This is a genomic window from Aeromonas sp. CU5 (genome assembly GCF_002586745.1).
Classification (GTDB): domain Bacteria; phylum Pseudomonadota; class Gammaproteobacteria; order Enterobacterales; family Aeromonadaceae; genus Aeromonas; species Aeromonas sobria.
Map to the genome: position 1 here is coordinate 2,944,259 of NZ_CP023817.1, position 26,968 is coordinate 2,971,226.

Here is a 26,968-nt window from a genome sequence, read left to right on the forward strand (position 1 = left end):
AGACTCGATCTCTGGGGTTAACGCTTTGGCAAATAGCTCATCGGATTGATCGACTTGCCTCGGTACCGGATCTCGAAATGCAATCGCACATCCGGCGCGTCCGTGCTACCCATGTTGGCAATCACCGAGCCCCCCTTGACGCTATCCCCTTCCTTCACCCGCAACTCATCGTTGTGAGCGTAAGCGGAGAGATAGTCATCATCATGCTTGAGGATGATCAGCTTGCCGTACCCCCTTAAAGCGCTACCGGCGTATACCACCTTGCCGCTGCTGGCCGCGTAGACGGGTTGCCCCTTCTGGCCTGCTATGTCGATCCCCTTGTTACCCTGTTCTGCAACAGAGAAACCCTCGACGATCCGGCCTTTTGCGGGCCAGTGCCAAACAAGTTTCGACTGGGAGCTGCTTGTTTTTTGTTCTTTGACCTGAGCGTATTCTTTCGGTGCTGCCGGAGCAACGGATTTCTGCGAAATGAATGGCGTGGTCTGACCTGACCCGCTTGGCTCAGCCAGCGGACGTGGCCCACTGCTCTGCTGGCTCACGGCTACCGGCGTCACAGTTACCGGACGAGTCGCCGCGACCATCTGGGTGGAACCACCACCAGCAGACTGGACGTTAAGCACCTGACCCGGCTGCAACGCATAGGGGGCACTCAAGTTGTTGCTCTGTGCCAGTGTTTGCGGCGCCATACCAAACTGGCGGCCGATACTGCTCAGGGTATCGCCCCGACGCACCTCATAGGTGCTGGCACTTCTGCTGGCCGTGGTTACAGAACTGGATGAATCAAACCGCAGCCGCTGACCCGGATAGATGTTATAGGGAGGGCTGATGTTGTTGAGACTGGCCAGCGAGGGGACATCGCTACCGGAATTGAATGCGATGGAGTAGAGGGTATCCCCTTTCTTGACTACATAGCCGCCACCCTGAATGGGGGCTCCCCCCTGGACTCCACCCTGGCGAGCCGGGATGGTCGAGACGAACTGATCATCACCGACACCGTCCACTGGAGCTGCCGTTTTACTGGAAGCGCAGGCAAGCAACAGCCATGACAACACCACAACACAGCTTCCTTGCCAAATAGGCGAACGCATAATGGATCCTTAACGACTAAACCAGAAATAGGCCACAACGGCCAGACCAATACAGAGCCAACCGAGCACATCTACATAGTGCATCAGTTTGCGTTCCATCTTTTCACCGCCCCAACGCATCAGGCCCGCAACCAGGAAGAAACGCATGCCACGACCGATGAGGGAGGTGATGATGAAGGGCAGCAGAGCCATTTGCAACAACCCTGCCGTCACGGTAAAAACCTTGTAGGGAATGGGGGTGAAGCTGGCAATGAAGATGACCCAGATACCCCACTGTTCAAACCAGTGGCGGGCGATCTCGATCTTGCTCTGATAGCCAACCGATGCCACCAGCGGTTCTACCACCGGATCCCACAGGGCGTAGCCCAGGGCATAGCCAAACAGGGCGCCCAGCACCGAAAAGGTCGTTGCTAACCCGGCGTAATGCCACGCTTTATGGGGCTTGGCGAGCGCCATGGGCGCCAGCATCACATCCACAGGGATCGGCCAGAACACTGACTCGATAAAGGCGGTGATGGAGAGATACCAGGGGGCATACTTGTGGCGCGCCCACTGCATTACCAATACATACAAACGGGAAAACAACTTCACTCAACATCTCCGTCGATCAGGGGAACAAAACGGACCGGCTCCAGAATACGACTGGTCAACTGGGAGCCGGACCGTTCAATCAATTGCAAGGTTTGCTGGCTGTCGCCTACCGGCAATACCAGTCGGCCACCCTCAGCCAGCTGGTCGGTCAACGCGGTCGGAATTTCACTCGCCGCAGCCGTCACCAAAATGGCGTCATAAGGTCCCTTGTTGGACCACCCCAGCCAGCCGTTGCCGTGCTTGGCCGAGACATTGTGCAGATCGAGCTGGCGCAATCGGCGTCTGGCCAAAAATTGCAACGACTTGATCCGCTCCACGGTATAAACATGCTCCACCAGATGGGCGAGAATGGCCGTCTGGTAACCGGAGCCAGTGCCGATCTCCAGCACATGGGCCGGATTATTTTGCATCAGCAATTCAGTCATTCGCGCCACCATATAGGGCTGCGAAATGGTCTGACCGTGGCCAATGGGCAGCGCCGTGTTGTCCCACGCCTTGTGCGCCATGGCTTCGTCCACAAACAGCTGGCGCGGCACTTTCGCAATCGTCGCCAGCACGCGAAAATCACGAATATCCTGCGCAATAAGCTGATTTAACAGGCGCTGTACTATCACACCCTCATCCCTGCAGATCTAACCAGGCTCCCAGACCGGCGAGACTGTCATAGGCAGTCATATCGATGGTCAGGGGAGTAATCGAGACATAACCCTGCTCGATGGCAGCAAAGTCGGTACCTTCTCCAGCATCCTGCTGGCTGCCTGGCGGGCCAATCCAGTAGATCGGCTGGCCACGGGGATCCTCGGTGCGGATCACCGACTCCGCCCGATGGCGATTGCCAAGGCGGGTGGTCTTGATCCCCTTGATCTGCGCGAGGGGCAAGTCCGGCACGTTGACGTTGAGGATCTGATCGGCAGGCAGCGGGTGCTTCATCAGCCCCTTCACCAGCAGGGCCGCATAGTGGGCCGCCGTGGCAAAGTGGGTCTTGCCCACCAGCGAAATGGCGATGGAGGGGTAGCCAAGATGGCGCCCCTCGGTGGCCGCTGCGACCGTTCCCGAGTAGATGACATCATCCCCCAGATTGGCGCCGTGATTGATGCCAGCCACCACCATGTCCGGTTCCGGGCGCACCAGCTCGTTGACCGCCAGATGCACGCAGTCGGTCGGCGTGCCTTTCACCGCATAGTAACCGCTTTCGTTGATGCGGGTGACCCGCAGCGGTACTTCCAGCGTCAGGGAGTGACTCGCGCCGCTGCGGTTGCGATCCGGCGCCACCACAATGACCTCACCGCAGGCGCGCAGCGCCTCGCTGAGGGCACCAATGCCCTCGGCATGCACACCATCATCATTACTGACCAGAATTCGCATCGGTCTGATTCCTGAAACCATGATCGGCCTCTTCGGCCAGCATTAACTCGCGCACCACGCTGGTGGCAAACGCGCCCGCTGGCAGGAAGAAGGAGAGGGTCAGCGCCTCGCCATCCAGCTGCCAGCTCATCTGCTCCGGCTTGAGCAGCAGCGGGCGGCGATCCTGATCCAGCCCGGCTTTCTCCAGCCCGTCACACCACTCGGCATACGGGGCCAGCACGCCCTGTTCGAACTCGGCTGCGGCGCCCTGGCTGGCCAAACGGCCACGACCCCACTGGGGCGCGGTGAGCTGTACGTCGCCGGAGGCGAGGCGGGCCGCCAGCTCAGGGGTGACACCCTCTTCACTGAAGATGGAGTGGCTACCCTTGAGCATCACGCAATCACCGGCCAGCAGCTGATGAGCCAGCCCCTGCTCGATGCGAGCGCTAACAATGGCGTTGAACAGCATGCTGCGGGCGGCAGAGAGGTAGAGGGAGCGCTTGTTGCGATCCTTGATCCGCTTACCAGCGAACATCGCCTTGGCCGCTTCCAGGTTGTTGCCATCCCGGCCAAACCGCTGCTCACCATAATAATTGGGGACGCCCTCAGTGGCGATGGCCTGCAGGCGATCTTCCAGCGCCTCGGCCTGGCTGACACCGGTCAAGCGCAGGGTGAAGTGGTTGCCCTTGAGGTAACCCACCCGCAGCTTCTTGTTGTGGCGCTTGGCTTGCAGGATCTGGATACTGGCACTCTCGATGACTGACAAGTCCGGTTCGGCCTTGCCCGGCAGGTGAATGCCGAACCACTGCTCGGTGACCGCGTGGCGATCTTTGAGGCCCGCCCAGCTCACCGCATTGCGATTGACCCCGGCCGCATCGGCCAGCAGACCCGCCACCCAGGCAGTGTTCTCGCCGGTTTTGCGCACCCGGACGAAGATATGCTCCCCTTCCCCGCAGGGCTCGAAACCAAGATCTTCATTCACCACGAAATCGGCGGCCTCAGCCTTGAGGATACCGCGGGCAGTGGGTGCCCCGTGCAGATAGGCAAGTTGTTCCAGCATTATTGTTTCACCAGTAGGACGACGGCTTCGGTGGCGATCCCTTCCTTGCGCCCCGTAAACCCAAGCTGTTCGGTGGTGGTCGCCTTGACGTTCACCCGGTTCAAATCACATTGCAGATCGGCGGCCAGCACGGCGCACATGGCGTCGATATGGGGAGCCATTTTGGGAGCCTGAGCGATGATGGTGACATCCAGATTGCCGATGGCATAACCCGCTTGCTGTACCCGGGCAAACACGTCACGCAGCAGGATACGGCTGTCGATCCCCTTGAACTCGGCGGCGGTATCGGGGAAGTGGCGACCGATGTCACCGGCGCCGATGGCGCCCAGCAAGGCATCGCTTACCGCGTGCAGCACCACGTCACCGTCGGAGTGGGCAATCAGTCCCTGCTCGTAGGGAACCGGCACCCCGCCCAGCATGCAGGGGCCTTCCCCACCAAACTTGTGTACATCAAAACCATGACCAATGCGCATCATACTTGGCATCCTCCACACATGCAGGGAAGGACCCCGTCACACTGGTGCACCTCAATACCCTGTCCAATCCGGACCATGTCAGCTCCTTTAGTCACTGCTCTTGCAAAAATGGCTTATGCCTGCTGGCTTAGAAACAACCCCGCCAAAGAGAGATCTTCAGGCCGGGTCACTTTGATATTGTCGGCGCGCCCCTCCACCATCCGCACGGTGAAACCGGCGCGCTCCATGGCTGACGCCTCGTCGGTGATGGTGGCCCCCAGCAGCAATCCCTCTTCCAGCGCCCGTTGCAGGGTGCGGGTCGGGAACATCTGCGGCGTCAGGGCATGCCAGAGCTGCTCGCGCTCGACGGTGGCGATGATATTGCCCTCCCCATCGGAGCGCTTCATGGTATCGCGCACCCGACTGCCAAGAATGGCGCCACCGCAGTCCATGGCAGCGGCAATCAGCGCATCGAGATCGCCGTGAGTCAGGCAGGGGCGGGCTGCATCGTGCACCAGCACCCACTCCCCTTGCGCCACATGGAGGCCATTGAGGACGGAAAAGGCGCGCTCGGCGCCTCCCTCTACCCGCACAATGCGCGGGTCAGTCGCCACGGGCAGGGCCTCAAACCAGCGATCATGGGGCGCCAGTGCCACAATCACCTGCGCGATGGCGGGGTGAGCGAGCAGCCGCGCCAGGGTATGTTCGAGAATGGTCTTGCCTGCCAGTTGCAGGTACTGCTTGGGGCAATCAGCCCCCATCCGGCTGCCGATACCAGCGGCAGGGACGATCGCCGTCAGGCCGAATACCCGGCTGGCATCAGTCATCGTAGGGCTCATCGTCCGGCGCTGTCTCTTTGTCTTTCTCTTTGGGGATGATCCGGTAGAAGGTCTCCCCCTGCTTGATGTAACCCAGATCGTTGCGCGACAGCTCCTCAATGGCCGCAAGGCCAGAGGTGAGATCATCTATCTCGCGGTAGATGAGGTCGTTACGATCCTTGAGAGTCTGGTTGTCCCGCTGTTGCTGCGAGATGGCCTCCGACAGGTTCTGATAATCGGATAGCCCGTTCTTCCCCAGCCAGAGGTCATATTGCAGTCCCCCCAGCAGGAGGATCAGGATCAGGGTGAATAGCCGCATGCACTAGGTCTCCTTCAGGCGGCCTAGTGTCCCATATTCGGTGGCAAGACAAAAGAAAGCCAGCACCCCAGAGCCACTGGCCGAACAGAAAAAAGTGCCCAAGAGTGAATCAGATAGCGCAAAGCCCCGCCAAACCGGTACAAGGATGGCCAACCTGGGCACACCTCATCCGGGGCGGGGCTCTTTATCAGAGCGGGATTAACCCGTTCAGTTGACCGCGACCGGCTCTCCCACGCTCTCGGCAGGGGTATTAAACTCCTCCTCTGCCTCGCGGAAACGCTCCAGCATCGCGTTTGATGGCGCTTCGCTCAGCAGACTGCCCACCACGATAGCCAGCAGCGCGAACAGGAAGCCCGGAATGATCTCATACAGCCCCAGCCAGCCGAACTGCTTCCAGACGATGACGGTGATGGCACCAACCAGCATGCCTGCCAGCGCGCCGTTGCGGGTCATCCGCGGCCACAGCACCGAGAGCAGCACCACAGGGCCGAAGGCGGCACCAAAACCGGCCCAGGCGTAGCTCACCAGTCCCAGCACCCGGTTCTCCGGATTCATGGCGACGGCGATGGCAATCACCGAGATCAGCAGCACCATCAGGCGCCCCACCCACACCAGCTCACGCTGGGAGGCATTCTTGCGCAGGAAGGGTTTGTAGAGATCCTCGGTGATAGCGCTGGAGCAGACCAGCAGCTGACAGCTCAGGGTACTCATCACCGCCGCCAGAATGGCGGAGAGCAGTACACCGGCAATCCAGGGGTTGAACAGGATCTTGGAGAGCTCGATAAAGACCCGCTCCGGGTTGCCGGTCACCCCAGCCGCCACTTCCGGGAAACGGGCAAAGTAGGCCAACCCGAAGAAGCCGATGGCCACCGCGCCAGCGAGGCAGAACACCATCCAGGTCATGCTGATGCGACGGGCATTGGCCATGGAGTGGTGGGAATCCGCCGCCATGAAGCGGGCCAGAATGTGGGGCTGACCGAAGTAGCCCAGGCCCCAGGCCATCAGCGAGACAATGGCGATCACATCCAGATTCTTGAACATGTCGAGGTTGGTGGCGCTCTTGGCGGCCACTTCGATCATGGCGCTATCCACCCCGCCGACGGCGATGATGACGAACACCGGGGTCAGGATCAGGGCGAAGATCATCAGGGTCGCCTGCACAGTGTCGGTCCAGCTCACCGCGAGGAAGCCGCCGAAGAAGGTGTAGGTGATGGTGGCAGCGGTACCGACCCAGAGGGCGGTGTTGTAATCCATGCCGAAGGTGCTCTCGAACAGACGGGCACCGGCTACCACGCCAGAGGCGCAATAGATGGTGAAGAACAGCAGGATCACCAGCGCCGAGAGGATGCGCAGCACCTTGCTGTGATCTTCAAAGCGGTAGGTGAAGTAGTCCGGCAGGGTCAGGGCGTTGCGGTTCTTCTCGGTATGTACCCGCAGGCGACCCGCCACCCAGCGCCAGTTGAGGTAAGCGCCAATGACCAGACCAATGGCGATCCAGCTCTCGGAGATGCCGCTGACGAAGACGGCGCCGGGCAGGCCCATCAGCAGCCAGCCGCTCATATCAGAGGCACCGGCAGAGAGAGCGGTAACCCAGCTCCCCATCCGGCGGCCGCCCAGAATGTAGTCATCAAAGTTGCGGGTGGCGCGATAGGCGACGAAGCCGATCAGCACCATTCCGAGGATATACACCAGGAAGGTGATTAACATGGGTGTGCTAGCTGTCATGCAAAACTCCGTTTTGTGTCATTTTCTGCCCGCTCTGGTGACGGGCTCATCCCTAAAAAACCGACCTAGCTTAATCAGCCGTTCGCGCCAGCTCAACCACTTTTAACAAACACAAAACACAATAAAAACCTTTGCGCATCAAATCATCTGCCGCATCAAGAGGATGGCACCAGATTTTCTGCCGTGACCGTGGCGGCCATATCGCCGCGCCAGCGGCTATTGAGCGTTATGTTTTCACATTTTGTTACTATCCATTTTTTACAAGCCTGCGCCCCGCTCCTACACTCCCCGCCCTGTCTCATCACACCAGTCAGAGGTCGGCACCATGTCATCTCATCTGTCACACCTGCGAACCCTCGCCCGCCGCCTTTATCCGGTAGAAGAATCGGGTCATCTGATCAGACGGGCCAAGTATGTGGGGCGTCTCTGGCTCAATTCCGGCGCCCGCGCCCTCTATCGCCAGCAGCAGGAGCAACCGCTGCTGGCACAAGCGATCAGCCGCTTCCCCGATATTCTGGAAAAGCCGATCCACCCCTATCGCCACAAGGGGCTCAGCAAGCGCCTGCGAGCCGGGCTTATCAGCGGCCACTACCAGCAGCTGGCACGTCAGCTGCCCAAAGCGCAACAACTGGCGATCTACAGCGGGCGCGGCCTGCTGCTGGCTCAGTGGCAGAGCGACAAGCTGACGGCACCGCTGACCCTGCAACTGGATTACCAAACCCACATGGGCAAAGAGGGGGAGATGAGCCTGACCCTCAAGCTGGGTGACGCGGCCCTCTATTACATGGCCCTCAATCTGCGCCCCGCGCCGAACCCGACCCTCGAGATCTGCTCGCTGCAGGGCGGCAAGGGGCAGAGCGAGGAGATCAAGCAGGTCACCAAGGCGTGCGGCGGGCTGCGCCCCATGTCCCTGCTGGTCTATATGGCCGCCGAGCTGGCCCGGGGGCTGGCGTGCAAGAGCCTGCTCGGGATCCGCACCCAAAGCCACGTCTATCAGAGCAGCAAACGCACCGCCGAACGGGTCAAATTTGATCTGGATGGCTTGTGGCAGGAGCATCAGGGCAGCGTGCAGGATGCACTCTGGATGAGCCTGCCGCTGGAGGTGCCACGCAAAACGCTGGAGGAGATCCCCTCCCGCAAGCGGGCCAGCTACAAGGCACGCTACCAGTTGCTCGATCAGCTCGGCAGCGAGCTGCAGGCAAATCTGCTGCGAAGCTGAGTCAGACCAGCAGAAACAAAAAGGGCGAACAGCATGCTGTTCGCCCTTTGTCATGACGGGGATCTGACTTAGCGGTTGATTGCCATCGGCATGCCGTTGCGCTGTTCCAGCGCCTGTTTCACTAGCTGGGAGTCGCTATCGGCGTGAGCGATGAAGCGAGTCACCGCCGGGGTCATCGGCAGCGGCGCCGGCAGCTTGGAGTTGAACTCCTCCTCGCTGCGCGAAAGCGGCTGGTGCACTTCCAGATAACGGTGACCATCCTGTTCCACAGAGGCCTTGATCGGCTGGTTGACGAACTGGACGCGAGTGCCGACCGGTACCTGCTTGAACAGGTAGGCGATGTCGTCGTTACGCAGACGCACACAACCGTGGCTCACCCGCAGGCCGATACCGAAGTTGGCGTTGGTGCCGTGGATGGCGTACATCTTGCCGATGTAGAGGGCGAACAGCCCCATGGGGTTGTCAGGACCCGCCGGCCAGACTGCCGGCAGACTCTTGCCATTGGCGGCATATTCAGCGTGCATCTTGGCGGTGGGGGTCCAGGTCGGGCCCGCTTTCTTGCGCTGTACGCTGGTCACCCAGTTTTCCGGGGTGTCGGTGCCGAGCTGGCCGATGCCGATTGGCAGCACTTCCACCACTTTTTTACCCTTGGGGTAGTAGTAGAGGCGCATTTCGGCCACGTTGAGCACCAACCCTTCCCGCGGGGCATCCGGCAGGATCAGCTGCTGGGGGATCACCAGCTTCTCGCCGGTCTGTACCAGCAGGGGATCCGCATCGGGGTTGGCTTCAGTCATGTTGGTGAGCCCCAGCTGGAATTTCGCCGCAATGGCCTCCAGCGGCTGGCCGTTCTCTTCAGCCGGGACTACGTATTGCAGATTTTCCCCCACCAGACGGCTGTTGGCCGCAGGCAGAGCATATTCAACAGCGAAAACCGGCGCAGCGGTCAGCAGCAGGCTGTAGCAGAGGGTTGCCACACTATTGCGAAGGAGCTTCATAACTTTCCCATGATGATGACTTGAAGTGACGTCTCTGGGCTGGCAGCTGATCAAGCTGGGATCAGGGGCGCGAAGAGAAGGCCGCCATTTTTCTCCTCTGCACGGCAAATTTCAACCGACAAGTAGCGATGGGTCGATGATTAATATACGGATTTTTCCGCGTCCTCGACCCGCCCGATCTCCTGGCTTATCCCCGTTGCCAGCCACGCATGTCGTAACCTGTGGGAGATTGATGCAACCGCAGATGAAATTGCTCAATAACGGCAAAGATATGGTCGAAAATATCGGCCTGGATCCCTTCGTAATCGGCCCATGCGGTCGTCGCGGTAAAGCAGTAAATCTCCAGCGGCAGGCCATCTGAAGTGGGCGCCAGCTGGCGCACCATCAGGGTCATCTCCTTGCGAATGCCGGTGTGGGCACGCAGGTAGGCATCCAGATAGGCGCGCAGGGTACCGAGGTTGGTGAGGTGGCGACCGTTGATGGGGCAGCTCAAGGCATCACTCAGCTGCTGGTTGTAGGCGCTCAGCTCCTGCTCCTTGCGGCTGAGATAGGGTGCCAGCAGTTGCGCCTGCTTGAGCTGCAACTGCTCATCGGCAGTCAGAAAGCGCACGCTGGTCATGTCGATATTGACGCTGCGCTTGATGCGACGGCCGCCCGATTCGGTCATCCCCTGCCAGTTCTTGAAAGAATCGGAGATCAGCGCATAGGTGGGAATGGTGGTGATGGTCTTGTCCCAGTTTGACACCTTGACCGTGGTGAGGCCGATGTCGGTCACCTCGCCATCGGCGCCGTACTTGTCCATCTGCAGCCAGTTGCCGACGCTCAGCATCCGGTTGGCGGAGAGCTGGATCCCCGCCACCAGCCCGAGAATGGGGTCCTTGAACACCAACATCAGCACCGCAGTCATGGCACCCAGACCGCTGAACAGGAACAGCGGCGACTTGCCAAGCAGCAGGGCAATCATCAGGATGCCCACCAGAATGCTGCCTACCAGCTTGGCCCCCTGGAAGATACCGCGCAGGGGCAAATCCCTGCCAAGCCGGGTATAGCGGCTCACCGACAATACACAGTCGAGCAGGGCGAAGAAGGCCAGCAACAGGAACAGCAGGATCCAGAACTGGGCCACCATCTCGATCAGCTTGAGGCTATCCGATTGACGCGGCAGCCAGATCTCCGCCTGACCGAGCAACACGGCCCCCTGCAGCACGAAGGCGAGCCGGTTGAAGAGGCGCTGTTGCAGCTCGGGCGGCAGCCACACCTGCTTGGCCTTGCCGAGGAGCCCCACCAGCCGTACCAGCAACACCCGGTGCAGCACCATGTGCAGCAGCAACGAGGTGATGACGATAAAACCCAGCGCGATCACCAGCGCCATCAGGTTGGTCACTTCCACCCCAAGGCCCGACAACCAGTTAAAAAACGCCTCTTTCATTGTTCTCTCCCGAACCTGGCAGCCGCTGGCTGCAAAAACAGTGAGGTCAGGGTACCGCTCCCCTCCCCCATGTCAAATCGGCGGACGCCAGAAACGACAACGCCCGGCACAGGCCGGGCGTTGTTTCAAAGCAAGGCTGACTTAGCAGACCAGGCTCAGGGCATCGCGGGCGATGACCAGTTCTTCGTTGGTCGGGATCACCAGGGCGCAACGGCTGTCGGCGGTGGTGATGCGACCTTCGCCACCCAGTACCGCGGCGTTGTTGGCCTCTTGGTCCACCTTGAAGCCGAACAGGGCCAGACGAGCCAGCACCATCTCGCGCACCATGGCGGCGTTCTCACCGATACCACCGGTGAACACCAGGGCATCCAGACGACCATCCATGGCGGCAGCATAGGCACCGACATACTTGGCAACACGGTAGGTGAACACATCCAGCGCACGCTTGGCACCGGCGTCGGTGGCGTAGTTGCTGGTGACGTAGCGGCAATCGCTGCTCGCTTCAGTCAGGCCCAACAGACCGGATTCGCGGGTCAGGACATGGTTAATCTCGTCCACGCTGTAACCAAGCTGGTCATGCATGAAGAACACCACAGCCGGATCGATATCACCACTGCGGGTACCCATCGCCAGCCCTTCCAGCGGAGTCAGCCCCATGGAGGTGTCAACAGACTCGCCGTTCTTGATGGCGCAAACAGAGGCACCGTTGCCCAGGTGGCAGTTGATGATGTTCAGTTCATGCAATGGCTTGCCCAGCTCCTTGGCCACTTCTTCCGCGATATAGCGGTGGGAAGTGCCGTGGGCGCCGTAACGACGGATGCCGTGTTCACGATAAAGCTTGTGCGGCAACGCATAGAGGTAAGCCTCTTGCGGCAGGGTCTGGTGGAACGCGGTGTCGAAGACGGCTACGTTCTTCTCGGCCAGCTGCGGGAACACCTTCAGCGCGGCACGAATGCCGATGAGGTGGGCCGGGTTGTGCAGCGGGGCGAACGGAATGGCGGCTTCGATACCGGCGATCACGCCGTCATCAATACGCACGGAGCGGGAGAACTGCTCGCCACCGTGCACGATGCGGTGACCGATGGCCACCAGTTGCTCGGTAAGAGTCGGATCCTGCGGCAGGATGTGACCCACGATATGGTCGAGGGCGGCCTGGTGAGCGGCACCCGCTCCCAGCATGGCTTCGCCCTTGACCCCGTGGAGTTTCCATTTGATACGTGCATCATCCAGATTGAAGCATTCGGCCAGGCCGGACAGCATGTCCTCACCTGTTTCGGCGTCCATTACGGCAAATTTCAGGGAAGAGCTACCGCAGTTAAGGATCAATACCAACTTGCTCATGTTCTACATCTTCCTGTGCTTCGGCTTTATGCCGACAGTGTCGTGTCATCCAAAAGAGGATGGGATTCCCCTGCCGGGGGCTTATGGTCGCAGGAGGGTGTGCGCCCAATTTTTAAATTCTTGCTGTTGAAAGAGTCGTAACGCATCAAGAGTGCATGGCGCTCGTTTCAATTCGCGACAGGCCAGCGCTGATCTCAAGCGACCCTGTCGTGGTCGGGTGTCTGGCACCCAAGAATAGCGATCAACTGGTGATCAGCAGATCTTTATGCACCTTGACCACCAGCTTCTTGACGCGGGCGGGCTGATTGAAGGTGCAGAGCGGACGATGCAGCTCGCCCGGCCAGAAGATGGCGAAATCACCGGGCTGCAGTGCCAGATAGCTGGTCTGCTCGTCATCGACAAACCAGAGGTCGGGATGGGGATGGTCAGCGCCGTCGCTCACGTAATCGTGGGGGCCCACACCAATCCACTCTTCACCGCGCAGCAGCAGCTGGATATCAAGATAGTGCTGATGAAATTCGCCACGGCGATCTGCGGCTGGCTCGGTCAGATCATCGCTCACCAGACAAAACAGGTTCAGGCCATCGATCTCGGTCTTGCCGAGCGGCGCCTCACCCCAGTGAGCCACGCTCTTCACCACCTCGGCCATGATACGGGCCAGCGGGGCGGGCAGCGGTGTACGCTGCAGGGTGTTCAGGCTACCGGTGATCATGGCGTCTGTTTCCTGTTAGGTATATCTGCGTGGCATCTTTGCCAGCCAATGAAAAAGGACCTGTGACAGGTCCCTCAATAATGCCCTCTGCAATCCGTGCAAAGGGGGTTTAAATCTTTTGCTGATGTTCAGCGCTCAAGCACTGTTACACACTCATCAGGTACCTGCCAAGAGGCATAGTCCCATTTTCACGGTGATCGTACCAGCTGAAACCATATTATTCACCACCCTTTCACTGTCGACTTTGACCAGACGCAAAAACGGGCGCATCAGCGCCCATTTTTTTCATCAAACCGCGTTACAACCGGTTTCATTCAAGCCTTTTTGGCGTTTTCCACCGGTTTGGCATACATGGCACGCCAGATATCTTTGTGCTCTTGGGGCACTTCCGACTGACGGGTCAGGAAGGCGGCCTGTTCGATGGTATTGGCCTTGCCAGAGACATCGGCCGCCAGATAGTTGCTGGGGAAGAGGCGGTAGCTGCTCCAGATCGCCTTGTCGATCAGCGCGGCCAGTTCGTCCGGATCGCTGAACCCCTCGCTGATAGGGGCGCCGAAGGAGACGTGTACCCGCCCCTTCATGCCGACAATACCGGCGACGATACTCTCGATGTCCTCGAACTCGCCCTTCTCATAGCAGCCGTTGACCGACTTTTCATAGAGCTCGCGCGCTTTCGCCTTGTCGGTCGGATCCAGCTCATAGCTGATGCTGACCGGCACTATGTTGAGGCTGCGCATGTAATCAACGAAGTCGATCTTCTGCTTCTTGCCGTCAAGGTAGAACATCTTGAGGATGGCCGGATCTGTCTTGTCATCACCATTCTTGGCGCGCCCCTCTTTCTGGGCGATCCAGATGGAGTGACCTTCGTGCACCGAGTTGCCGATATAAGCCGACAATTCACCGAGCATCTTCATCATCTCGCGCGGCCCTTTGGCCGATCGCTTGACGATAAAACTCTTGTTGAGCTTCATCAGCTCGGTGGCGCAGGGCTTGCGCAGCAGGTTGTCGCCGATGGCGATACGCACGGTATCAAAACCATGGCTATGCAGCCCCCAGTTGACGAACGCCGGATCCATGGCGATGTCTCTGTGGTTGGAGACAAACAGGTAGCCCTGCTCTTTTTTCAGATGCTCTATCCCGGAGAAGGTGATCCCCTTGGTGGAAGTGGCAATCATCCGCGACATATAACGGGTCACGCCGAGCTGCACCTGACGCACAGTAGTGACCTTGGACCACTTGCGGCGCAGGAACAGGCGGATCAGCGGGCGAATGGCCCAACCCAGCCAGCTCATCAGAGAACCGAAACGATATCTGGCAATGGCCCCGATAAACTCATCATCCTGGATCAGTCGTTCGATGGCGGCCGGTACTTCTTCATCACGGTAGGGGCGAATATCCGCGAATCTATCTACGTCAGTCACAATGTCAGCCTTGCATGCTAGGGAGTCGCGGCCAACCTGCGTTGGCCGGGAGAATTCAGGGCGCGATTTTACACGCTTTTATGGCAAGGGGTATGCAGCAAGCAACAATAGTGAGATCTGACCAGTTAATTAATCAAGGCTCAACGCCAGTGCTACGGCTGCCTCGGCATGAATGGCGGTGGTGTCGTAGAGCGGCACGGCGGCTCTGGCATCGCCCACCAGCAGGGCAATCTCGGTACAACCGAGGATCACCGCCTCGGCGCCAGCGGCCGCCAGTTCCTCGATAATGGCCAGATACTCGGCGCGGGAGGATTCGCGGATCTCGCCAAGGCAGAGCTCGTCATAGATGATCCGATGCACCCGCTCCCGCCCTGCCTCATCGGGCACCAGCACCGCCAACCCGAAGCGATCCTGCAAGCGCCCCTTGTAGAAATCCTGCTCCATGGTGAAGCGGGTGCCGAGCAGGCCGACTCGGGTGATCCCGTCTGCCCGTAATTTGGCGGCGGTGGCATCGGCGATATGGAGCAGCGGGATATCGATGGCCGCCTCAATCTCGGGGGCGACCTTGTGCATGGTGTTGGTGCCGATCAGCAAGAAATCGGCGCTGCCATCCTGCAGCTTGCGCGCCTCCGCCGCCAGCAAACGGGCAGTGGCGGGCCAGTCACCGGCATGTTGCAACCGCTCTATCTCGGCAAAGTCGACACTGTTGAGCAGTACCCGCGCCGAGTGCAAACCGCCAAGCTGTGCCCGCACCCCGCGGTTGAGCGCCTGATAGTAACTGACGGTGGACTCCCAGCTCATGCCACCCAGCAGACCGATACATTTCATATGAACTCCTTTCACCCCAAGGGAGGGCAGTACCACGCCACCTTGCAGGCAAGGCAACGCGGGCGAGATAAAAAAGGCCCCGCAGGGCCAACAAGACAGCCGGTAAAGGCCCGGGTCAGCCCTGGGCTAAAGCCAGATCATCCCGACACAGGCGGCCGTCGCCAGCCCCATGCCAAGATTGAAACGTCGCCAACCCCGGGCGGTGCGAATGATTTGCCGCACCTGGGCACCAAAAAGCACCCAGAACGCCCCGGTGTAGAGGCCGGTAATAAAGAAGATCGCCAACACCCAGAGTGCGGAGGGCCAGTAAGCCTCCCCCGCCAGGGTGAAACCGCTGATGGCGGAGAGCGCCATCATCCACGCCTTGGGGTTGAGCAGTTGCAGCATGGCCCCCTGATGGGCGGGAATGAGTGGTCGATTGCCCTCGGCCGGGCCGCTGGCGGTCGCCACCTTCCACGCCAGCCAGAGCAGATAAGCCGAGCCGATAAGCTTGAGGCCGTCGTGCAGCAGCGGCACTTTCTCAAACACCACGCCGAGCCCCAGCGCGGTGGCGAGGATCATCAAATTGATCCCCCCCACCACCCCTACCAGCAAGGGAAGTGTGCGGCGAAAGCCCTGCGCCGCGCCGGCGCTGGTGAGCAGCATATTGTTGGGCCCCGGCGTGCCGCAGGTGACCAAGGCAAACCCCGCCAGGGGCAGTAACCAGTTCAGATCCATCTCAACCTCTTGTAGATGCAAAGCGCCCGTTATGGGGAAAGCCTTCTAATATGCAGAGCCAACCCCGTGGCGACAAGTCAGAAATGCCTCTTTCTTGGCCACCTCGTCCATCAACGCAGCGCGGTTCAATACCAGAGCATCACCACGCAGAGCGCCGTCAGCAGGCCGAGGGATCCATTGAGCCGCCGCCAGCCCCGATCCGAGCTGATCCAGTTGCTCAGCTGATGGCCGAACAGCACCCAGACAAAGCAGACCGGCAGCGCCACCAGCACAAACATGGTCATCACCGCCAGCTGACTCGGCCAGTAACTGGCACCGGAGAGGCTGAACAGACTGATGGCGGAGATCCCCATCATCCACGCCTTGGGATTCAGGAACTGAAAACCCAGCCCTTCCAGCATGGTCAGCGGACGGGCGCGCCGGGCCGGATCTCCCGGTGCACCGGCCACCGCGATGCGCCAGGCCAGCCACAGCAGGTAGAGGCTGCCGAAGATCTGCAAAGCGAGGCGCAGCAGCGGCCAACGCTCGAACAGGGGATAGAGCCCCAAGGCCAGTACCAGCTGCAACACCGGCTGCCCCACCCCCACCCCGAGCAGATGTGGCAGGGTGCGCCGCACCCCGAAGTTGGCGCCGGAGGCCGTCAGCATCAGGTTGTTGGGCCCCGGCGTACCGCAGGTGAGTACGGCAAAACCGAACAGGGTGACATACCACTCCATCGTCATATTGTGACTCCTTATATTTGCCACATTGTATCGATACAATGTGCGCTATCTGGTTGTGATTGGGATGAAATTTACGCTATATTGGGAACAAATTTGGATCAATGGATTTATTGTCACCATGACAATTTGGACCCCCGACCTGGCGGCCTTCGATGGCCCCCTCTACCTCAAGCTGGTCAAGGCGATCGAACAGGGGATCGCAAGCGGCGAACTGCCCCCGCAGACCCGATTGCCCACCCACCGCTCCCTGGCGGATCGCTTGGGTGTCACCGTTGGCACCATCACCCGCGCCTACAGCGAGGCAGAGCGGCGCGGCCTGCTGGCAGCCCGAGTAGGCCACGGCACTTGGGTTAAGGGAAACGGGGTTAAGGGGGCGAACACGGATCCTGCCAATGAGTGGGTGATCCGCAAAGAGGAGGGGCACCGCATCGAGTTGTGGCAGAACCTGCCGGTGCAGCTGGATCGGGCCGCCATCATTCGTCCCCTGCTGGGGGAAGTCGCGGACGGGGATCTCAACGCCCTGCTCGGCTACGACCAGGAGGCGGGGCGGCCGGATCAGCGCCAGCAGTTCGTCGACTGGCTGGTGGAGCAAGGGGTGGACTGCAGTGAGGATCGTCTGCTGTTCAGCCACGGCGCCCAGCACGGCATCATGCTGGCGCTGCTGGCCACCAACTGCGTGGGGGAGACCATTTTGTGCGAAGGATTGAGTTACCCCGGCATGCTGGGCAACGCCCGCCAGCTGAAAAATCAGGTGGTGGGGCTGGCAATGGACGAGGAGGGGCTGCTGCCCGAGGCGCTGGAGGCCGCCTGTCGCACCCGCCGGGCAAAGCTGCTCTACCTCACCCCGACCCTGCAAAACCCCACTACCGCCATCATGAGTCTGGCGCGGCGGGAGGCCATCGTCGCCATCGCCCGCCGCCACGGTCTGCTGATCATCGAGGATGACGTCAACGGCCTGCTGCCGGAGCCCCACCCGCAGCCGCTGGTCAATCTGGCGCCGGAGCGGGTCATCTATCTGGGCAGTCTGGCCAAGATCGCCTGCGGCGGCCTGCGGGTCGGCTTCGTGCTGACGCCCCCCGCCCTGCGCAGCGCCTTCGCCCAGACCATGCGGCTGTCGAGCTGGATGGTGAGCCCATTGCTGGTTGAACTGGCCTGCAAGATGGTCAGCCAGCGCCAGATCATGCCGCTGATCCAACAACAGAGAGAGATACTGAAACGCCGTGGCGAACTGCTGCGCCATCTGCTGCCCGCCGCCCGCTGGCAGCAAGGGAGCATGCACGCCTGGCTGCCGCTGCCGGAACCCTGGCGCAGCCAGCAGTTTGCCGCCGCCGCCGATGCCCTTGACGTCGGCGTGGCGAGCGGGGAACACTTCGCCGCTGGCCAGTTTGCCGCTCCGCAAGGGGTACGTCTGAGCCTGAGCCAGCCCGCCACCGACGCCCGGGTCGGCGAAGGGCTGGCCCGTCTGGCACAACTGCTGCTGGGGACGCCCCCCAGCAACCCCCTGCTATAGTCAGGGCCACCCAAACTGACCCTCATTCGCCAAGGAGATGCCATGCCCCCCATCAGAGCCGCCCTGCTGCTTGCCACCCTGCTGCTGGGTGGCTGCGCCTCATCATCGACCCACCAGCAGTTGGGGGCCGCGCTCAATGGGCTGGAAGGGGAGTTGCAACGGCTGGAAGAGGAGCTGGCGGCGATGAACGGCCTGCACTATCAAAAGGCGATCGATGCCCCCTTGAGCCTGCGCCGCGCACTCAGTGCACCGCAGCCCACGCAGGAGGGGCTGGTGCCAGTGAGCAGCAAGCTGGAGGATGGGCCGCTGCTCAGCTATCGCTACCTGCTGCCAACGGGCATGGCGACCCTGCCTCAGGACAACCTCTGCCAGCGCTACGAGTTCGAGCTGCGCCATCTGGGCCGCCTCGGCAAGCTGGAATTACGCTGGCAGGGGGAACATGGCCAGGGCTCGCGGCTGATCCACCAGGCCGACTGCCCCTTTGCAGCGCAGGCCCGCCCTCGGCAATAACCGATATCAGCCATGAGAGATGGCAACAACCGATTGAAATAGCAGCTTATAGTGCCCCCTCCGCCACCCTGCCTGCTACTGTTGACTTTTCACTTATTAAGTACTGGGCCGATGTTCCCATTGGGTCTACCATAATCAACTTAATGGTTTGCTCACAGGAAGTGCGCGCATGACGATACTGCTGCTTGAAGAGGCTCCCCTGCTCCGCAGCGCCATCACCCGACAACTGACCGAACAGGGTGTGCCCGCCGACCAGATCCACTACCACAGTCATCCTGGCCACGTACACAGCGGCCTGTTTGCCCTGCTGCAACAACAGGCGTTCAGCGCCATCATCTGCCAGCAGGACAAACAGCAGGGGCTCGAGGGAGCTCGCCTGCTGCACGAAGCTCACTACCTCGGCCTGCTGCAACCCGGTTGCGTACTGCTGTTGCTGGATGCCGATCAGAGTGAGCAGGATTTTCTCCCCTCGGATCTCTACTTCTCCCTCTATCTGCAGCTCCCCTTCATGACCCAGCAGCTCACCGTCGTGCTCGAGCAACTGGTGAAATTAAGCAGCCTGACTCGCACCCTGGCCGCCCCCATCCTGCTGCGAGAGTGGCAACTGGCCACCGCCCTGTGCGAAGACTTGCTGTTTCAGCGGGAGCATCGCTCGCTGGCCCCCTGGCTGGATCGGCTCAAGGGTTACCTGCTGCTGCAATCGGCCGAGGGGATCGCCGCCGCCCAGCACTACGCTCTCTGTACCAACGAGTATCTGGCGAGCTGGCCACGCGCCGGGTTCTTCTACGCCATGCTGGGGCTGGGCAAACTGCAGAACGCCCAGACCGACTTGCAGCGCCATCAGGCCAAATTGCCTGCCGCCACTCGGCTGGAGCTGACACTGGCCAGCCAGCTGCACCAGCATCAGTGGCAGGCAGCGTGGGAAACCATGGGGGAACTGCAGCAGATCCGCCCCCATCAGCCGCGCTGGCATCAACTGGCCATGTTGCTCGGGCTGGTGCAGAAAAATGAGGAGAAAGTGCTGGAGCAGGCCAACAGCCTGACCCTGCGCCACTTCACCGAACAGCACATCCGCCTCACCATCGACGGCTTTATGCTCAATGCCAGTCTGGCGGTACTGTGGGGAACCCCGTCCGGCAACCGGCTTCGTTCCCTGCAACAGCAGTGGGATCACCTCAAACGGACGACCACGCTGGAACCCCACGAATATGGGCTGCTGCATGCACTGATGCTGGGGCTGGAGTACCGCTTTGACGAGGCGCTGATCCTGATTGCCCATCACCATCCGGACGATGCGAGCGACAACCATCTCGCCTTGCTGCTGGGCTTTGCGGTCAGCCAGTTCTGTGGCCTGCCCCACCACGCCCAGCGTTACCTGACCCAGCTGACCCATTACCGCGCCAGAGTGGCACCCCACCCACTGACCCGCCAGCTGTTTCATCATCTGGTGACCGAGCTGGGCCAGCGCCTGACGGCGCGAGAACAACGGCTGAGCGAACTGCGCCAGCTGCGCCACAAGGCGATGCAGGCCAACCAGTATCAGACTGCTCTGCAGGCGGGCTTGCAGTTGCTGGTGGAGTTCCCCGCCCTGCCCGGCGATGCCTGGCACCTGCTGGAGTTGTTGCAACACGGCTGGCCTGCGGGCATGGCGGCCCCCAAGGTGGCGCTGCTGGTCGACACTCTGGAGCGACGCCTCAAACACAGCCCCGCGTTTCTCGATCAACATGGACAGCAGTACCAGCGCACCCTGCGCGAGATCCGCACCCATTTGCAGCCACACCTCTCCGGCAACGGTCCCTCATGCCTTGTCGAAAGGCGGCCCGAGTCATGATGATGCAGACGGCGCGCCAACCGGTGCCATCAGTTGCGCTCTAGTCTGTTGCGCTCAAATAGAGAGAGGGGAGCCTTGGCTCCCCTCTCTCTTTTAGTGCTCTGTGTCAGCTTGGTGCGATGAACGCCGGGCTCAATCCAGCGCGTCACTCTCCAGCGCCACCTTGAGAAAATCCTTCCAGCTGATGATGCCGACCAGCTCGCCATTCTCCAGCACGGGCAGGCAGGAGACCCCCTTTTCCAGCATCAGCTTGACGCCGTCGCGCACAGTGAGATGGGGGCCGATGGTAATGAGCTGACGGCTCATGACCTGGTGAGCCCGTCGGTTGAGGGTCTCGGTATCGCGGCTCATCTCGGCCTCGGAGTCGAGGTAGGGGCTGATGGCGCGAAACAGATCCCGGTCCGAAATAACCCCCACCAGTTTATCCTCCTCCAACACCAGCAGATGGCGGAAGTGAGCCTGCTCGAAGATACCTTTGATGACATTGAGTCGATCATCCATAGAAACGGTGGCGACTCGAGTCGTCATAATATCCCTGATATGCATGCTAACCTCCGCGAACTGAACTGGTTTCTCTGTTATGGCATGTTTTTACCGCGCCAGCCAGTGGCCAGCCCTTTGCTCAAGTGCAAATCCTCGCCATTTCACGTAAGATCCGCGCCAGATTTTCTCCTCCATTTTGAGCAAGCAGACCCTCTCCATGATAGTTGCCAGTCAAATCGAACTGATCCGCGGCGGCCGCAAGCTGCTGGACAACGCATCCGCCACCATTCACCCCGGCCACAAAGTGGGCCTGGTGGGTAAAAATGGCTGTGGCAAGTCCACCTTTTTTGCACTGGTTCGCGGTGAGCTGAGCATCGACAACGGCGCCTTCAGTCTGCCGGTCGGCTGGCAGATTGCCGGTGTCGCCCAGGAAACCCCGGCGCTCGATTGCTCCGCCCTCGACTACGTGATCGACGGCGACAAAGAGTTCCGCATTCTGGAAGGCCAGCTGCAGCAGGCCGAACATGATGACAATGGCCTGCTGGTCGCCGAGCTGCATGGCAAGCTCGACACCATTGGCGCCTACAGCATTCGCGCCCGCGCGGCCGAACTGCTCCATGGTCTGGGTTTTAGCGACGAACAGCTCGGCTCGCCGGTGCGCAGCTTCTCCGGTGGCTGGCGAATGCGTCTAAACCTCGCTCAGGCGCTGCTTTGCCGATCCGATCTGCTGCTGCTCGATGAACCGACCAACCACCTGGATCTCGATGCGGTGATCTGGCTGGAGAAGTGGCTCAAGGGCTATCAGGGCACGCTGGTCCTTATCTCTCACGACCGCGATTTCCTCGATTCGGTGATCAACCGCATCATCCATATCGAGAACGGCAAGCTCAACGAGTACACCGGCGGCTACTCCGATTTCGAACTGCAGCGCGCCGAGCAGCTGGCCCAGCAGCAATCCATGTACGAGAAGCAGCAGCGGGAGATGACCCACATGCAGGCGTATGTCGATCGCTTCCGCTACAAAGCCTCCAAGGCTCGTCAGGCCCAGAGCCGCCTCAAAGCGATGGAGCGGATGGAGAAGATCCTGCCCGCCCACGCCGATTCCGAATTCAGCTTCGAGTTTCGCCAGCCGTCAGCCCTGCCGACCCCGCTGATCGCCATGGAGAACCTGTGCGCCGGTTACAGTGACAAGGTCATTCTGGAGAAGATCAAAATGAACCTGGTACCGGGTTCACGGATCGGTCTGCTCGGTCGCAACGGCGCCGGTAAATCCACCTTCATCAAGATGCTGTCAGGCTCCAACCCGCCGCTGTCTGGCAAGCTGGAGGTGAGCGCCGGGGTCAGCATCGGCTACTTCGCCCAGCATCAGCTGGAGACCCTGCGTCTCGACGATACCCCCCTCGATCATCTGGCCCGCCTCGCGCCGGACAAATCCGAGCAGGAGCTGCGCAACTATCTGGGCAGCTTCGGCTTTCACGGCGACAAGGCCCTCGACAAGGTGGCCCCCTTCTCCGGCGGCGAAAAAGCGCGGCTAGTGCTGGCTCTCGTCACCTGGCAAAAACCGAACCTGCTGCTGCTGGATGAACCGACCAACCACCTGGATCTGGAGATGCGCCACGCCCTGACCATGGCGTTGCAAGGCTTCGAAGGGGCCATGGTGGTGGTGTCGCACGACCGTCACCTGCTGCGTACCACTACCGATGACTTCTATCTGGTGCACGGTGGCCGGGTCGAGCCATTCGACGGCGATCTCGACGACTACCACAAGTGGCTCGGCGAGCAGGAGAAAGAGGCCAACGCCAAACCGGCTGATGGCCCGGTCTCTGCCAACTCTGCAGTGGCACGCAAGGATCAGAAACGACTTGAAGCCCAGTTCCGCCAGCAGACCCGCCCGCTGCGTCAAAAGCTCGAAAAACTTGAAGCGAGCATGGCGAAGCTGCAGGGCAAGCTTGGCGACATCGAGAGTCAGCTGGCCGATCCTGCCATCTATGAAGAGAGCGCCAAGAACCAGCTCTCCGAACTGCTCAAATCCCAGGGCCCCCTCAAGGAGCAGCTGGAGGAAGTTGAGCTGGAGTGGATGAGCCTCTCAGAGGAGCTGGAAACCATGGAGCAGGCCTTCTTTGCGTGATGATCAGCTGATGGCAAGCGAGCGGATCGCGGTACATGAGTTACCGACGCCGCTGGGCTTCTGGCACTGGAGTGGCAAGATCTATGGTGAGCGCAGTCAGGACTGGCTCACCGTGCAAACGCTGGGGGGCAACGTCAATCTGGCGCTGCTGTTGCACCGGCTCGATCAGCTCGGCATCGTGGTTGATCTCACCGATCTGCAACCGGCGCTGGTGCAGACCGAAGCAGTGCTGACCCCGTGGCGCGCCCTGCGCCAGAGCGCCAAGGCGCGGGTCGATGCGCAGGAGTACCAAACCATGTTGGCCCACGAGCTGGAGCTGGAACGGCTGCAGCAAGGGGTCTTGCTGCAGACCCTGCGCAGCCTCTCCCTGTATCGCGGCAACAGCCGCAATTTGTTGAACTATCTATCGTTATTGGGTGCCCAACAGGGGCCCCTCAGAGACCTAATATGCTGAGCTACCGCCACGCCTTTCACGCCGGCAACCACGCCGACGTGCTGAAACACGCCGTTCAGGCCCTGATCATCGAATCCCTCAAGAAGAAGGATAAGCCCTTCATCGTGCTGGACACCCATGCCGGTGGCGGTCTCTACGACCTGCGCGGCGACTGGTCCCAGAAGAAGGCCGAGTATGCCGACGGCATCGGCCGCCTGTGGGATGAGCGGGCCCAGTGGTCTGCCATGGCTCCCTATCTGGGCGTCATCGAAGAGATGAACCCCGGTCAAGAAGGAGACGGCGGCGAGCTGCACTACTACCCGGGCTCCCCCGAGCTGTCACGCCGCCTCACCCGCGAGCAGGACAAGCTGGCGCTGATGGAGCTGCACAACAATGAAGTGGACGATCTGCGCGCCAACATGGGCTATGACCCCCGCGTTGCCGTGCACCACCGTGACGGCTTCGAGGGGCTGATCGCCCTGCTGCCGCCGACCCCACGCCGCGGGCTGGTGCTGATCGATCCGCCCTACGAGCTGAAGGAAGATTACTTCGCCGTGGTCGATACCCTGAAAAAGGCGCAGAAACGCTGGGCGACCGGCATCTACGCCCTCTGGTATCCAATCCTCGGGCAAGAGGCGGACAAATCCCGCGACATGCTGCGCGCCATCAAGCGGGAAAACTTCGGTAACGTCTTGGTAGCCGAGCTGGAAGTGGCCGCTCAGACCAGCGACTGGGGCATGAACGGCTCAGGGATGCTGATCATCAGCCCGCCCTGGATGCTGGACGAGCAGATCGAGGCCTTCCTCAAACCGCTGTGTGCCAAGCTGGCGCAGGGTGCCGGCGCCCAGTACAAGGTGGAGTGGCTCAACAAGGCCGAGGATTAATCCCTCGCCCCGCAGCGACCACAAAGTTGAAACGCAAAAGCCCCATCACGGGGCTTTTTCTATTGATGTGGCCCGTTTATGGGGCTGTCTGAACCTGTGCGCCAACCGCTGCGCCCCCTATGAACGGGCGGGCAGATCCTGTTTCAGCGCAACCAGCAACAGGGCCAGCAGGCCAAAGGGGGGAAACAGGCAGAGCAGGGAGCAGATAAGGGTGACCAGCGCCGGATGCTCGCTCTTGCGGCGCGCCAGTCGCCAGGCGATGGCGCCGACGATGATCATCAGCAAGGCAATGAACTGGCCAAGCAGGGTGGCATTGATATTCATGAAAGATCCTTTTTCATGGGCAAATGTGGATGAACCCGTACTTTATCGCCTTGGCTGCGATTGGCAACCTCTGAACCGCATCGACAACTCGCCCGTTGATAGGTTCTCTCTATTCTGGCAATAGATGAGAATAGTTTTCATTTAGTCTCATTCTAGCGGATACTCATCTCATCAACAGAGGGAGCCGCCATCATGAAAAAAACCATCAGCTTTGCCATCCTGCACTTTATCGTTGCCTTTACTGTGGCCTACCTGCTGACCGGGGAGCTGCTGACCGCCAGCCTGATCGCCCTGATCGAGCCCGCCGTCAACACGGTCGCCTTCTACTTTCATGACCTTGGCTGGCACAAGTTCAAGCCAAACCACAGCCTGCAGGCCAAGACCAGCAGCTTCGCACTGGTGCACTTCAGCATCGCCTTCGGGGTTGCCTTCCTGCTGAGCGGCGAGCTGCTCACCGGTGGCGTGATGGCGGCGATCGAACCGGCCATCAATACCGTGGTGTTCTTCTTCCACGAGCGGCTGTGGCGTAGCCGCCAGCAACTGGCGCTGGCCTAAGCAACTGCGACACACCAAGCAGCTGCGCCAAACCAAGCAACGGCGGCAAACTAAGCAACTGGATAACCCGCCCCTCGGCCCCGCGTTACCCGCACAAAAAACCCGACATTCCGGCAAGGAAGGTCGGGTTTTTCACATCAGCAAAAACCGTTGGCTGGATGCATCACCCGATGCCCCCATCAGGTCTTATCAGGCTTTCTTGCAGAGTGGATCCACGATATAGGCGCTCTGATCAAACTTCTGCCAGGCACCGGTGCCGACACCATCGACCACCAGAATGGAGACAACGCCAAAATCGATAAAGATCCCGAGCAGAGTGGTGGCGTCAAACGACTTGGAGACCGGGATGCTCACCGAGTAGCAGTCGGCACGCCTGACCGTGATGATGTAGTTCTCTTTCTTCTTGAACGAGGTGATCACATTGCCATGGCCCAGCAGCATATCGTTGACGTAAATCTCCGCATCCGGATCCTGACTGCGGATAGAAACCTGTTGGCTGGTGCCATTGAACATGGCGGCGCAACCGGACAGCGTGATAGCCAACAAGGCTCCCATCAAAAACCTGAACATATTTTAGCCTGCTTGTTATAAACAAAAGTCGGCAATCTAGCACGTCACTTGAGGCGGAGCGAAAGCGCAATGCCACCCGCTGGGGCGTTCGTTCAAAATAGCGACGCCTCCGCGCTGTTGTTAACCCGTTATTGTCTCAGCCAACAACAAACGCCTCCGCGCCCGAGTAAGCTATGCCACAACCGCCCCTCCCCCTGCAAAAAGCGCTCGCCCCCACAGCTGCATTGCCCCTTAGAGTGTGCTGTAGTAGGCCGATACGCCCTCTTCATTGCTGGAATCTATCGATGAACAAGACCTTGCTTGCCACCCTGCTGTTTGCCCCTCTGCTGGCCAGCGCTGCGACCCCCTCCTTTGACTGCGGCAAAGCAGCCGGAGCGGTCGAAACCCTGATCTGCAAGGATGCCGGACTGGCCGCCCTTGATAACGAACTGGCGGCCCTCTACCCCAAGGCGATTGCGCAGCTCTCTCCCGAACAGCTCAAGACCGAGCGTGCCATGCAGCGCGGCTGGATCAAGGGGCGCAATGACTGCTGGAAGGGGCAGGATCTGCGCCAGTGCGTGGAGGATAACTACCTGCTGCGGATCACCGAATTGCAGATCAGCGGCGGCCAACTGATGGTGCCAACCCCGGTCAACTACCAGTGCGGCAAGAGCGTCACTCTCTCCACCTACTTCTATAACGATGCCAAGCTGCCCGCCGCGGTGATCAACCTGAGCGAGGGCGACAAGCAGCAACAAGTGCTCGCCTATGAAACCCCCAGCGCCAGCGGCGCCCGTTATGAAGGGCAAAATCTCACCTTCTTCACCAAAGGGGACGACGCCACGCTGGAGCGTTATGGCCAGCCAACCCTCACTTGCATGGAAAATCCGACCAAGGGCTGACTCTGATACGGGGCGGCACTGCCGCTCCGCTGCTTTGAAATCTGAAAACCAACAAGCGGCGAGCGACAGCAAACC

29 protein-coding genes are annotated in these 26,968 nt (G+C 60.4%); 9 read left to right on the top strand and 20 right to left on the bottom strand.

Annotated elements, in window-relative coordinates:
- Positions 1 to 17 precede the first annotated feature (17 nt).
- The 9 genes from CK911_RS12960 to putP all read right to left on the bottom strand — a co-directional run bounded on the left by CK911_RS12960 (position 18) and on the right by putP (position 7,400).
- Positions 18 to 1,088, bottom strand: coding sequence for a peptidoglycan DD-metalloendopeptidase family protein (locus CK911_RS12960; RefSeq protein ID WP_042021451.1), 1,071 nt, complete (start codon positions 1,086 to 1,088; stop codon positions 18 to 20).
- A gap of 9 nt (positions 1,089 to 1,097) precedes the next feature.
- Positions 1,098 to 1,679: a YqaA family protein gene (locus CK911_RS12965; RefSeq protein WP_042021449.1), complete on the bottom strand. Its 582-nt coding sequence runs from the start codon at positions 1,677 to 1,679 to the stop codon at positions 1,098 to 1,100.
- A complete protein-coding gene (locus CK911_RS12970; protein ID WP_098970427.1) occupies positions 1,676 to 2,293 on the bottom strand; it encodes a protein-L-isoaspartate(D-aspartate) O-methyltransferase in 618 nt (205 codons plus the stop codon). The genes CK911_RS12965 and CK911_RS12970 overlap by 4 nt, the downstream gene beginning before the upstream one ends.
- A gap of 4 nt (positions 2,294 to 2,297) precedes the next feature.
- A complete protein-coding gene (gene surE / locus CK911_RS12975; protein WP_068977720.1) occupies positions 2,298 to 3,044 on the bottom strand; it encodes a 5'/3'-nucleotidase SurE in 747 nt (248 codons plus the stop codon).
- Positions 3,025 to 4,083 (bottom strand): tRNA pseudouridine(13) synthase TruD, encoded by a 1,059-nt coding sequence (gene truD / locus CK911_RS12980; protein ID WP_098970429.1) that lies wholly within the window; start codon positions 4,081 to 4,083, stop codon positions 3,025 to 3,027. Before truD ends, surE begins: the two co-directional genes overlap by 20 nt.
- The gene (gene ispF, locus CK911_RS12985) at positions 4,083 to 4,559 is read right to left on the bottom strand and encodes a 2-C-methyl-D-erythritol 2,4-cyclodiphosphate synthase (RefSeq protein ID WP_042021443.1); all 477 of its coding nucleotides are present in this window, start codon (positions 4,557 to 4,559) and stop codon (positions 4,083 to 4,085) included. Before ispF ends, truD begins: the two co-directional genes overlap by 1 nt.
- Before the next feature lie 113 nt (positions 4,560 to 4,672).
- Positions 4,673 to 5,365: a 2-C-methyl-D-erythritol 4-phosphate cytidylyltransferase gene (gene ispD / locus CK911_RS12990; protein ID WP_098970432.1), complete on the bottom strand. Its 693-nt coding sequence runs from the start codon at positions 5,363 to 5,365 to the stop codon at positions 4,673 to 4,675.
- Positions 5,358 to 5,675 carry a cell division protein FtsB gene (gene ftsB / locus CK911_RS12995; RefSeq protein ID WP_042021440.1) on the bottom strand — a complete coding sequence of 106 codons (318 nt, stop codon included), beginning with the start codon at positions 5,673 to 5,675 and terminating at the stop codon, positions 5,358 to 5,360. Before ftsB ends, ispD begins: the two co-directional genes overlap by 8 nt.
- Positions 5,676 to 5,882: 207 nt before the next feature.
- Positions 5,883 to 7,400 carry a sodium/proline symporter PutP gene (putP, locus tag CK911_RS13000; RefSeq protein WP_098970435.1) on the bottom strand — a complete coding sequence of 506 codons (1,518 nt, stop codon included), beginning with the start codon at positions 7,398 to 7,400 and terminating at the stop codon, positions 5,883 to 5,885.
- Between the two features lie 325 nt (positions 7,401 to 7,725).
- On the opposite strand from putP, the gene CK911_RS13005 reads away from it, so the two are divergent.
- The gene (locus CK911_RS13005; protein ID WP_098970437.1) at positions 7,726 to 8,619 is read left to right on the top strand and encodes a DUF535 family protein; all 894 of its coding nucleotides are present in this window, start codon (positions 7,726 to 7,728) and stop codon (positions 8,617 to 8,619) included.
- A 68-nt stretch (positions 8,620 to 8,687) separates the two neighbouring features.
- Here the strand turns inward: CK911_RS13005 and CK911_RS13010 are convergent, their stop codons facing one another.
- The 8 genes from CK911_RS13010 to CK911_RS13045 all read right to left on the bottom strand — a co-directional run bounded on the left by CK911_RS13010 (position 8,688) and on the right by CK911_RS13045 (position 16,784).
- Complete coding sequence (locus CK911_RS13010) at positions 8,688 to 9,614, bottom strand: L,D-transpeptidase family protein (RefSeq protein ID WP_068977714.1); 927 nt, start codon at positions 9,612 to 9,614, stop codon at positions 8,688 to 8,690.
- 187 nt (positions 9,615 to 9,801) lie between these two features.
- Positions 9,802 to 11,043, bottom strand: coding sequence for a mechanosensitive ion channel family protein (locus CK911_RS13015; RefSeq protein WP_042021433.1), 1,242 nt, complete (start codon positions 11,041 to 11,043; stop codon positions 9,802 to 9,804).
- Between the two features lie 141 nt (positions 11,044 to 11,184).
- Entirely contained in the window at positions 11,185 to 12,384 is a 1,200-nt protein-coding gene (locus tag CK911_RS13020) for an acetate kinase (RefSeq protein WP_042021432.1), read from the bottom strand.
- A gap of 241 nt (positions 12,385 to 12,625) precedes the next feature.
- Positions 12,626 to 13,096, bottom strand: coding sequence for a YhcH/YjgK/YiaL family protein (locus CK911_RS13025; protein WP_098970441.1), 471 nt, complete (start codon positions 13,094 to 13,096; stop codon positions 12,626 to 12,628).
- A 314-nt stretch (positions 13,097 to 13,410) separates the two neighbouring features.
- Entirely contained in the window at positions 13,411 to 14,517 is a 1,107-nt protein-coding gene (locus CK911_RS13030) for a 1-acyl-sn-glycerol-3-phosphate acyltransferase (RefSeq protein ID WP_098970444.1), read from the bottom strand.
- A 129-nt stretch (positions 14,518 to 14,646) separates the two neighbouring features.
- Positions 14,647 to 15,345: an aspartate/glutamate racemase family protein gene (locus tag CK911_RS13035; protein WP_098970446.1), complete on the bottom strand. Its 699-nt coding sequence runs from the start codon at positions 15,343 to 15,345 to the stop codon at positions 14,647 to 14,649.
- A gap of 126 nt (positions 15,346 to 15,471) precedes the next feature.
- On the bottom strand, positions 15,472 to 16,062 hold the full coding sequence (locus CK911_RS13040) for a LysE family translocator (protein ID WP_042021424.1): 591 nt from the start codon (positions 16,060 to 16,062) through the stop codon (positions 15,472 to 15,474).
- Between the two features lie 125 nt (positions 16,063 to 16,187).
- Entirely contained in the window at positions 16,188 to 16,784 is a 597-nt protein-coding gene (locus tag CK911_RS13045) for a LysE family translocator (protein ID WP_098970448.1), read from the bottom strand.
- 118 nt (positions 16,785 to 16,902) lie between these two features.
- Here CK911_RS13045 and CK911_RS13050 point away from each other — a divergent pair, with 118 nt between their 5' ends.
- From CK911_RS13050 to CK911_RS13060, 3 genes are all read left to right on the top strand, one after another.
- On the top strand, positions 16,903 to 18,294 hold the full coding sequence (locus tag CK911_RS13050) for a PLP-dependent aminotransferase family protein (protein WP_098970450.1): 1,392 nt from the start codon (positions 16,903 to 16,905) through the stop codon (positions 18,292 to 18,294).
- A 42-nt stretch (positions 18,295 to 18,336) separates the two neighbouring features.
- Positions 18,337 to 18,804 carry a hypothetical protein gene (locus CK911_RS13055; protein ID WP_098970452.1) on the top strand — a complete coding sequence of 156 codons (468 nt, stop codon included), beginning with the start codon at positions 18,337 to 18,339 and terminating at the stop codon, positions 18,802 to 18,804.
- Positions 18,805 to 18,973: 169 nt separating this feature from the next.
- Positions 18,974 to 20,635 carry a hypothetical protein gene (locus CK911_RS13060; protein ID WP_098970454.1) on the top strand — a complete coding sequence of 554 codons (1,662 nt, stop codon included), beginning with the start codon at positions 18,974 to 18,976 and terminating at the stop codon, positions 20,633 to 20,635.
- Positions 20,636 to 20,767: 132 nt separating this feature from the next.
- Here CK911_RS13060 and CK911_RS13065 read toward each other — a convergent pair whose 3' ends face one another.
- Positions 20,768 to 21,181, bottom strand: coding sequence for a CBS domain-containing protein (locus tag CK911_RS13065; RefSeq protein WP_068977705.1), 414 nt, complete (start codon positions 21,179 to 21,181; stop codon positions 20,768 to 20,770).
- 154 nt (positions 21,182 to 21,335) lie between these two features.
- On the opposite strand from CK911_RS13065, the gene CK911_RS13070 reads away from it, so the two are divergent.
- The 3 genes from CK911_RS13070 to CK911_RS13080 are packed head-to-tail and all read left to right on the top strand — an operon-like array spanning position 21,336 to position 24,563.
- Positions 21,336 to 23,246 carry an ABC transporter ATP-binding protein gene (locus CK911_RS13070; RefSeq protein ID WP_098970456.1) on the top strand — a complete coding sequence of 637 codons (1,911 nt, stop codon included), beginning with the start codon at positions 21,336 to 21,338 and terminating at the stop codon, positions 23,244 to 23,246.
- A complete protein-coding gene (locus CK911_RS13075; protein WP_172954015.1) occupies positions 23,239 to 23,700 on the top strand; it encodes a DUF2390 domain-containing protein in 462 nt (153 codons plus the stop codon). Before CK911_RS13070 ends, CK911_RS13075 begins: the two co-directional genes overlap by 8 nt.
- Positions 23,694 to 24,563, top strand: a complete 870-nt coding sequence (locus CK911_RS13080) for a 23S rRNA (adenine(2030)-N(6))-methyltransferase RlmJ (protein ID WP_098970458.1) — start codon at positions 23,694 to 23,696, stop codon at positions 24,561 to 24,563. Before CK911_RS13075 ends, CK911_RS13080 begins: the two co-directional genes overlap by 7 nt.
- A 117-nt stretch (positions 24,564 to 24,680) precedes the next feature.
- On the opposite strand, the gene CK911_RS13085 is transcribed toward CK911_RS13080, so the two are convergent.
- Positions 24,681 to 24,887 carry a hypothetical protein gene (locus CK911_RS13085; RefSeq protein ID WP_098970460.1) on the bottom strand — a complete coding sequence of 69 codons (207 nt, stop codon included), beginning with the start codon at positions 24,885 to 24,887 and terminating at the stop codon, positions 24,681 to 24,683.
- A 192-nt stretch (positions 24,888 to 25,079) separates the two neighbouring features.
- Between CK911_RS13085 and CK911_RS13090 the strand changes: the two genes are divergently transcribed.
- Positions 25,080 to 25,442 carry a DUF2061 domain-containing protein gene (locus tag CK911_RS13090; RefSeq protein WP_068977701.1) on the top strand — a complete coding sequence of 121 codons (363 nt, stop codon included), beginning with the start codon at positions 25,080 to 25,082 and terminating at the stop codon, positions 25,440 to 25,442.
- A gap of 189 nt (positions 25,443 to 25,631) precedes the next feature.
- On the opposite strand, the gene CK911_RS13095 is transcribed toward CK911_RS13090, so the two are convergent.
- Positions 25,632 to 25,985, bottom strand: a complete 354-nt coding sequence (locus tag CK911_RS13095; RefSeq protein ID WP_223290163.1) for a hypothetical protein — start codon at positions 25,983 to 25,985, stop codon at positions 25,632 to 25,634.
- Between the two features lie 311 nt (positions 25,986 to 26,296).
- Here CK911_RS13095 and CK911_RS13100 point away from each other — a divergent pair, with 311 nt between their 5' ends.
- Entirely contained in the window at positions 26,297 to 26,893 is a 597-nt protein-coding gene (locus CK911_RS13100) for an MliC family protein (protein WP_098970462.1), read from the top strand.
- The last annotated feature ends 75 nt before the right edge of the window (positions 26,894 to 26,968 follow it).

Excerpts from the sequence above, each read along its gene's own strand:
- CK911_RS12960 (WP_042021451.1), bottom strand. The coding sequence starts at position 1,088 with ATGCGTTCGCCTATTTGGCAAGGAAGCTGTGTTGTGGTGTTGTCATGG.
- surE (WP_068977720.1), bottom strand. The coding sequence starts at position 3,044 with ATGCGAATTCTGGTCAGTAATGATGATGGTGTGCATGCCGAGGGCATT.
- truD (WP_098970429.1), bottom strand. The coding sequence starts at position 4,083 with ATGCTGGAACAACTTGCCTATCTGCACGGGGCACCCACTGCCCGCGGT.
- ispF (WP_042021443.1), bottom strand. The coding sequence starts at position 4,559 with ATGATGCGCATTGGTCATGGTTTTGATGTACACAAGTTTGGTGGGGAA.
- ispD (WP_098970432.1), bottom strand. The coding sequence starts at position 5,365 with ATGACTGATGCCAGCCGGGTATTCGGCCTGACGGCGATCGTCCCTGCC.
- ftsB (WP_042021440.1), bottom strand. The coding sequence starts at position 5,675 with ATGCGGCTATTCACCCTGATCCTGATCCTCCTGCTGGGGGGACTGCAA.
- putP (WP_098970435.1), bottom strand. The coding sequence starts at position 7,400 with ATGACAGCTAGCACACCCATGTTAATCACCTTCCTGGTGTATATCCTC.
- CK911_RS13005 (WP_098970437.1), top strand. The coding sequence starts at position 7,726 with ATGTCATCTCATCTGTCACACCTGCGAACCCTCGCCCGCCGCCTTTAT.
- CK911_RS13010 (WP_068977714.1), bottom strand. The coding sequence starts at position 9,614 with ATGAAGCTCCTTCGCAATAGTGTGGCAACCCTCTGCTACAGCCTGCTG.
- CK911_RS13015 (WP_042021433.1), bottom strand. The coding sequence starts at position 11,043 with ATGAAAGAGGCGTTTTTTAACTGGTTGTCGGGCCTTGGGGTGGAAGTG.
- CK911_RS13020 (WP_042021432.1), bottom strand. The coding sequence starts at position 12,384 with ATGAGCAAGTTGGTATTGATCCTTAACTGCGGTAGCTCTTCCCTGAAA.
- CK911_RS13025 (WP_098970441.1), bottom strand. The coding sequence starts at position 13,096 with ATGATCACCGGTAGCCTGAACACCCTGCAGCGTACACCGCTGCCCGCC.
- CK911_RS13035 (WP_098970446.1), bottom strand. The coding sequence starts at position 15,345 with ATGAAATGTATCGGTCTGCTGGGTGGCATGAGCTGGGAGTCCACCGTC.
- CK911_RS13040 (WP_042021424.1), bottom strand. The coding sequence starts at position 16,062 with ATGGATCTGAACTGGTTACTGCCCCTGGCGGGGTTTGCCTTGGTCACC.
- CK911_RS13045 (WP_098970448.1), bottom strand. The coding sequence starts at position 16,784 with ATGACGATGGAGTGGTATGTCACCCTGTTCGGTTTTGCCGTACTCACC.
- CK911_RS13050 (WP_098970450.1), top strand. The coding sequence starts at position 16,903 with ATGACAATTTGGACCCCCGACCTGGCGGCCTTCGATGGCCCCCTCTAC.
- CK911_RS13055 (WP_098970452.1), top strand. The coding sequence starts at position 18,337 with ATGCCCCCCATCAGAGCCGCCCTGCTGCTTGCCACCCTGCTGCTGGGT.
- CK911_RS13060 (WP_098970454.1), top strand. The coding sequence starts at position 18,974 with ATGACGATACTGCTGCTTGAAGAGGCTCCCCTGCTCCGCAGCGCCATC.
- CK911_RS13065 (WP_068977705.1), bottom strand. The coding sequence starts at position 21,181 with ATGCATATCAGGGATATTATGACGACTCGAGTCGCCACCGTTTCTATG.
- CK911_RS13070 (WP_098970456.1), top strand. The coding sequence starts at position 21,336 with ATGATAGTTGCCAGTCAAATCGAACTGATCCGCGGCGGCCGCAAGCTG.
- CK911_RS13080 (WP_098970458.1), top strand. The coding sequence starts at position 23,694 with ATGCTGAGCTACCGCCACGCCTTTCACGCCGGCAACCACGCCGACGTG.
- CK911_RS13085 (WP_098970460.1), bottom strand. The coding sequence starts at position 24,887 with ATGAATATCAATGCCACCCTGCTTGGCCAGTTCATTGCCTTGCTGATG.
- CK911_RS13090 (WP_068977701.1), top strand. The coding sequence starts at position 25,080 with ATGAAAAAAACCATCAGCTTTGCCATCCTGCACTTTATCGTTGCCTTT.
- CK911_RS13100 (WP_098970462.1), top strand. The coding sequence starts at position 26,297 with ATGAACAAGACCTTGCTTGCCACCCTGCTGTTTGCCCCTCTGCTGGCC.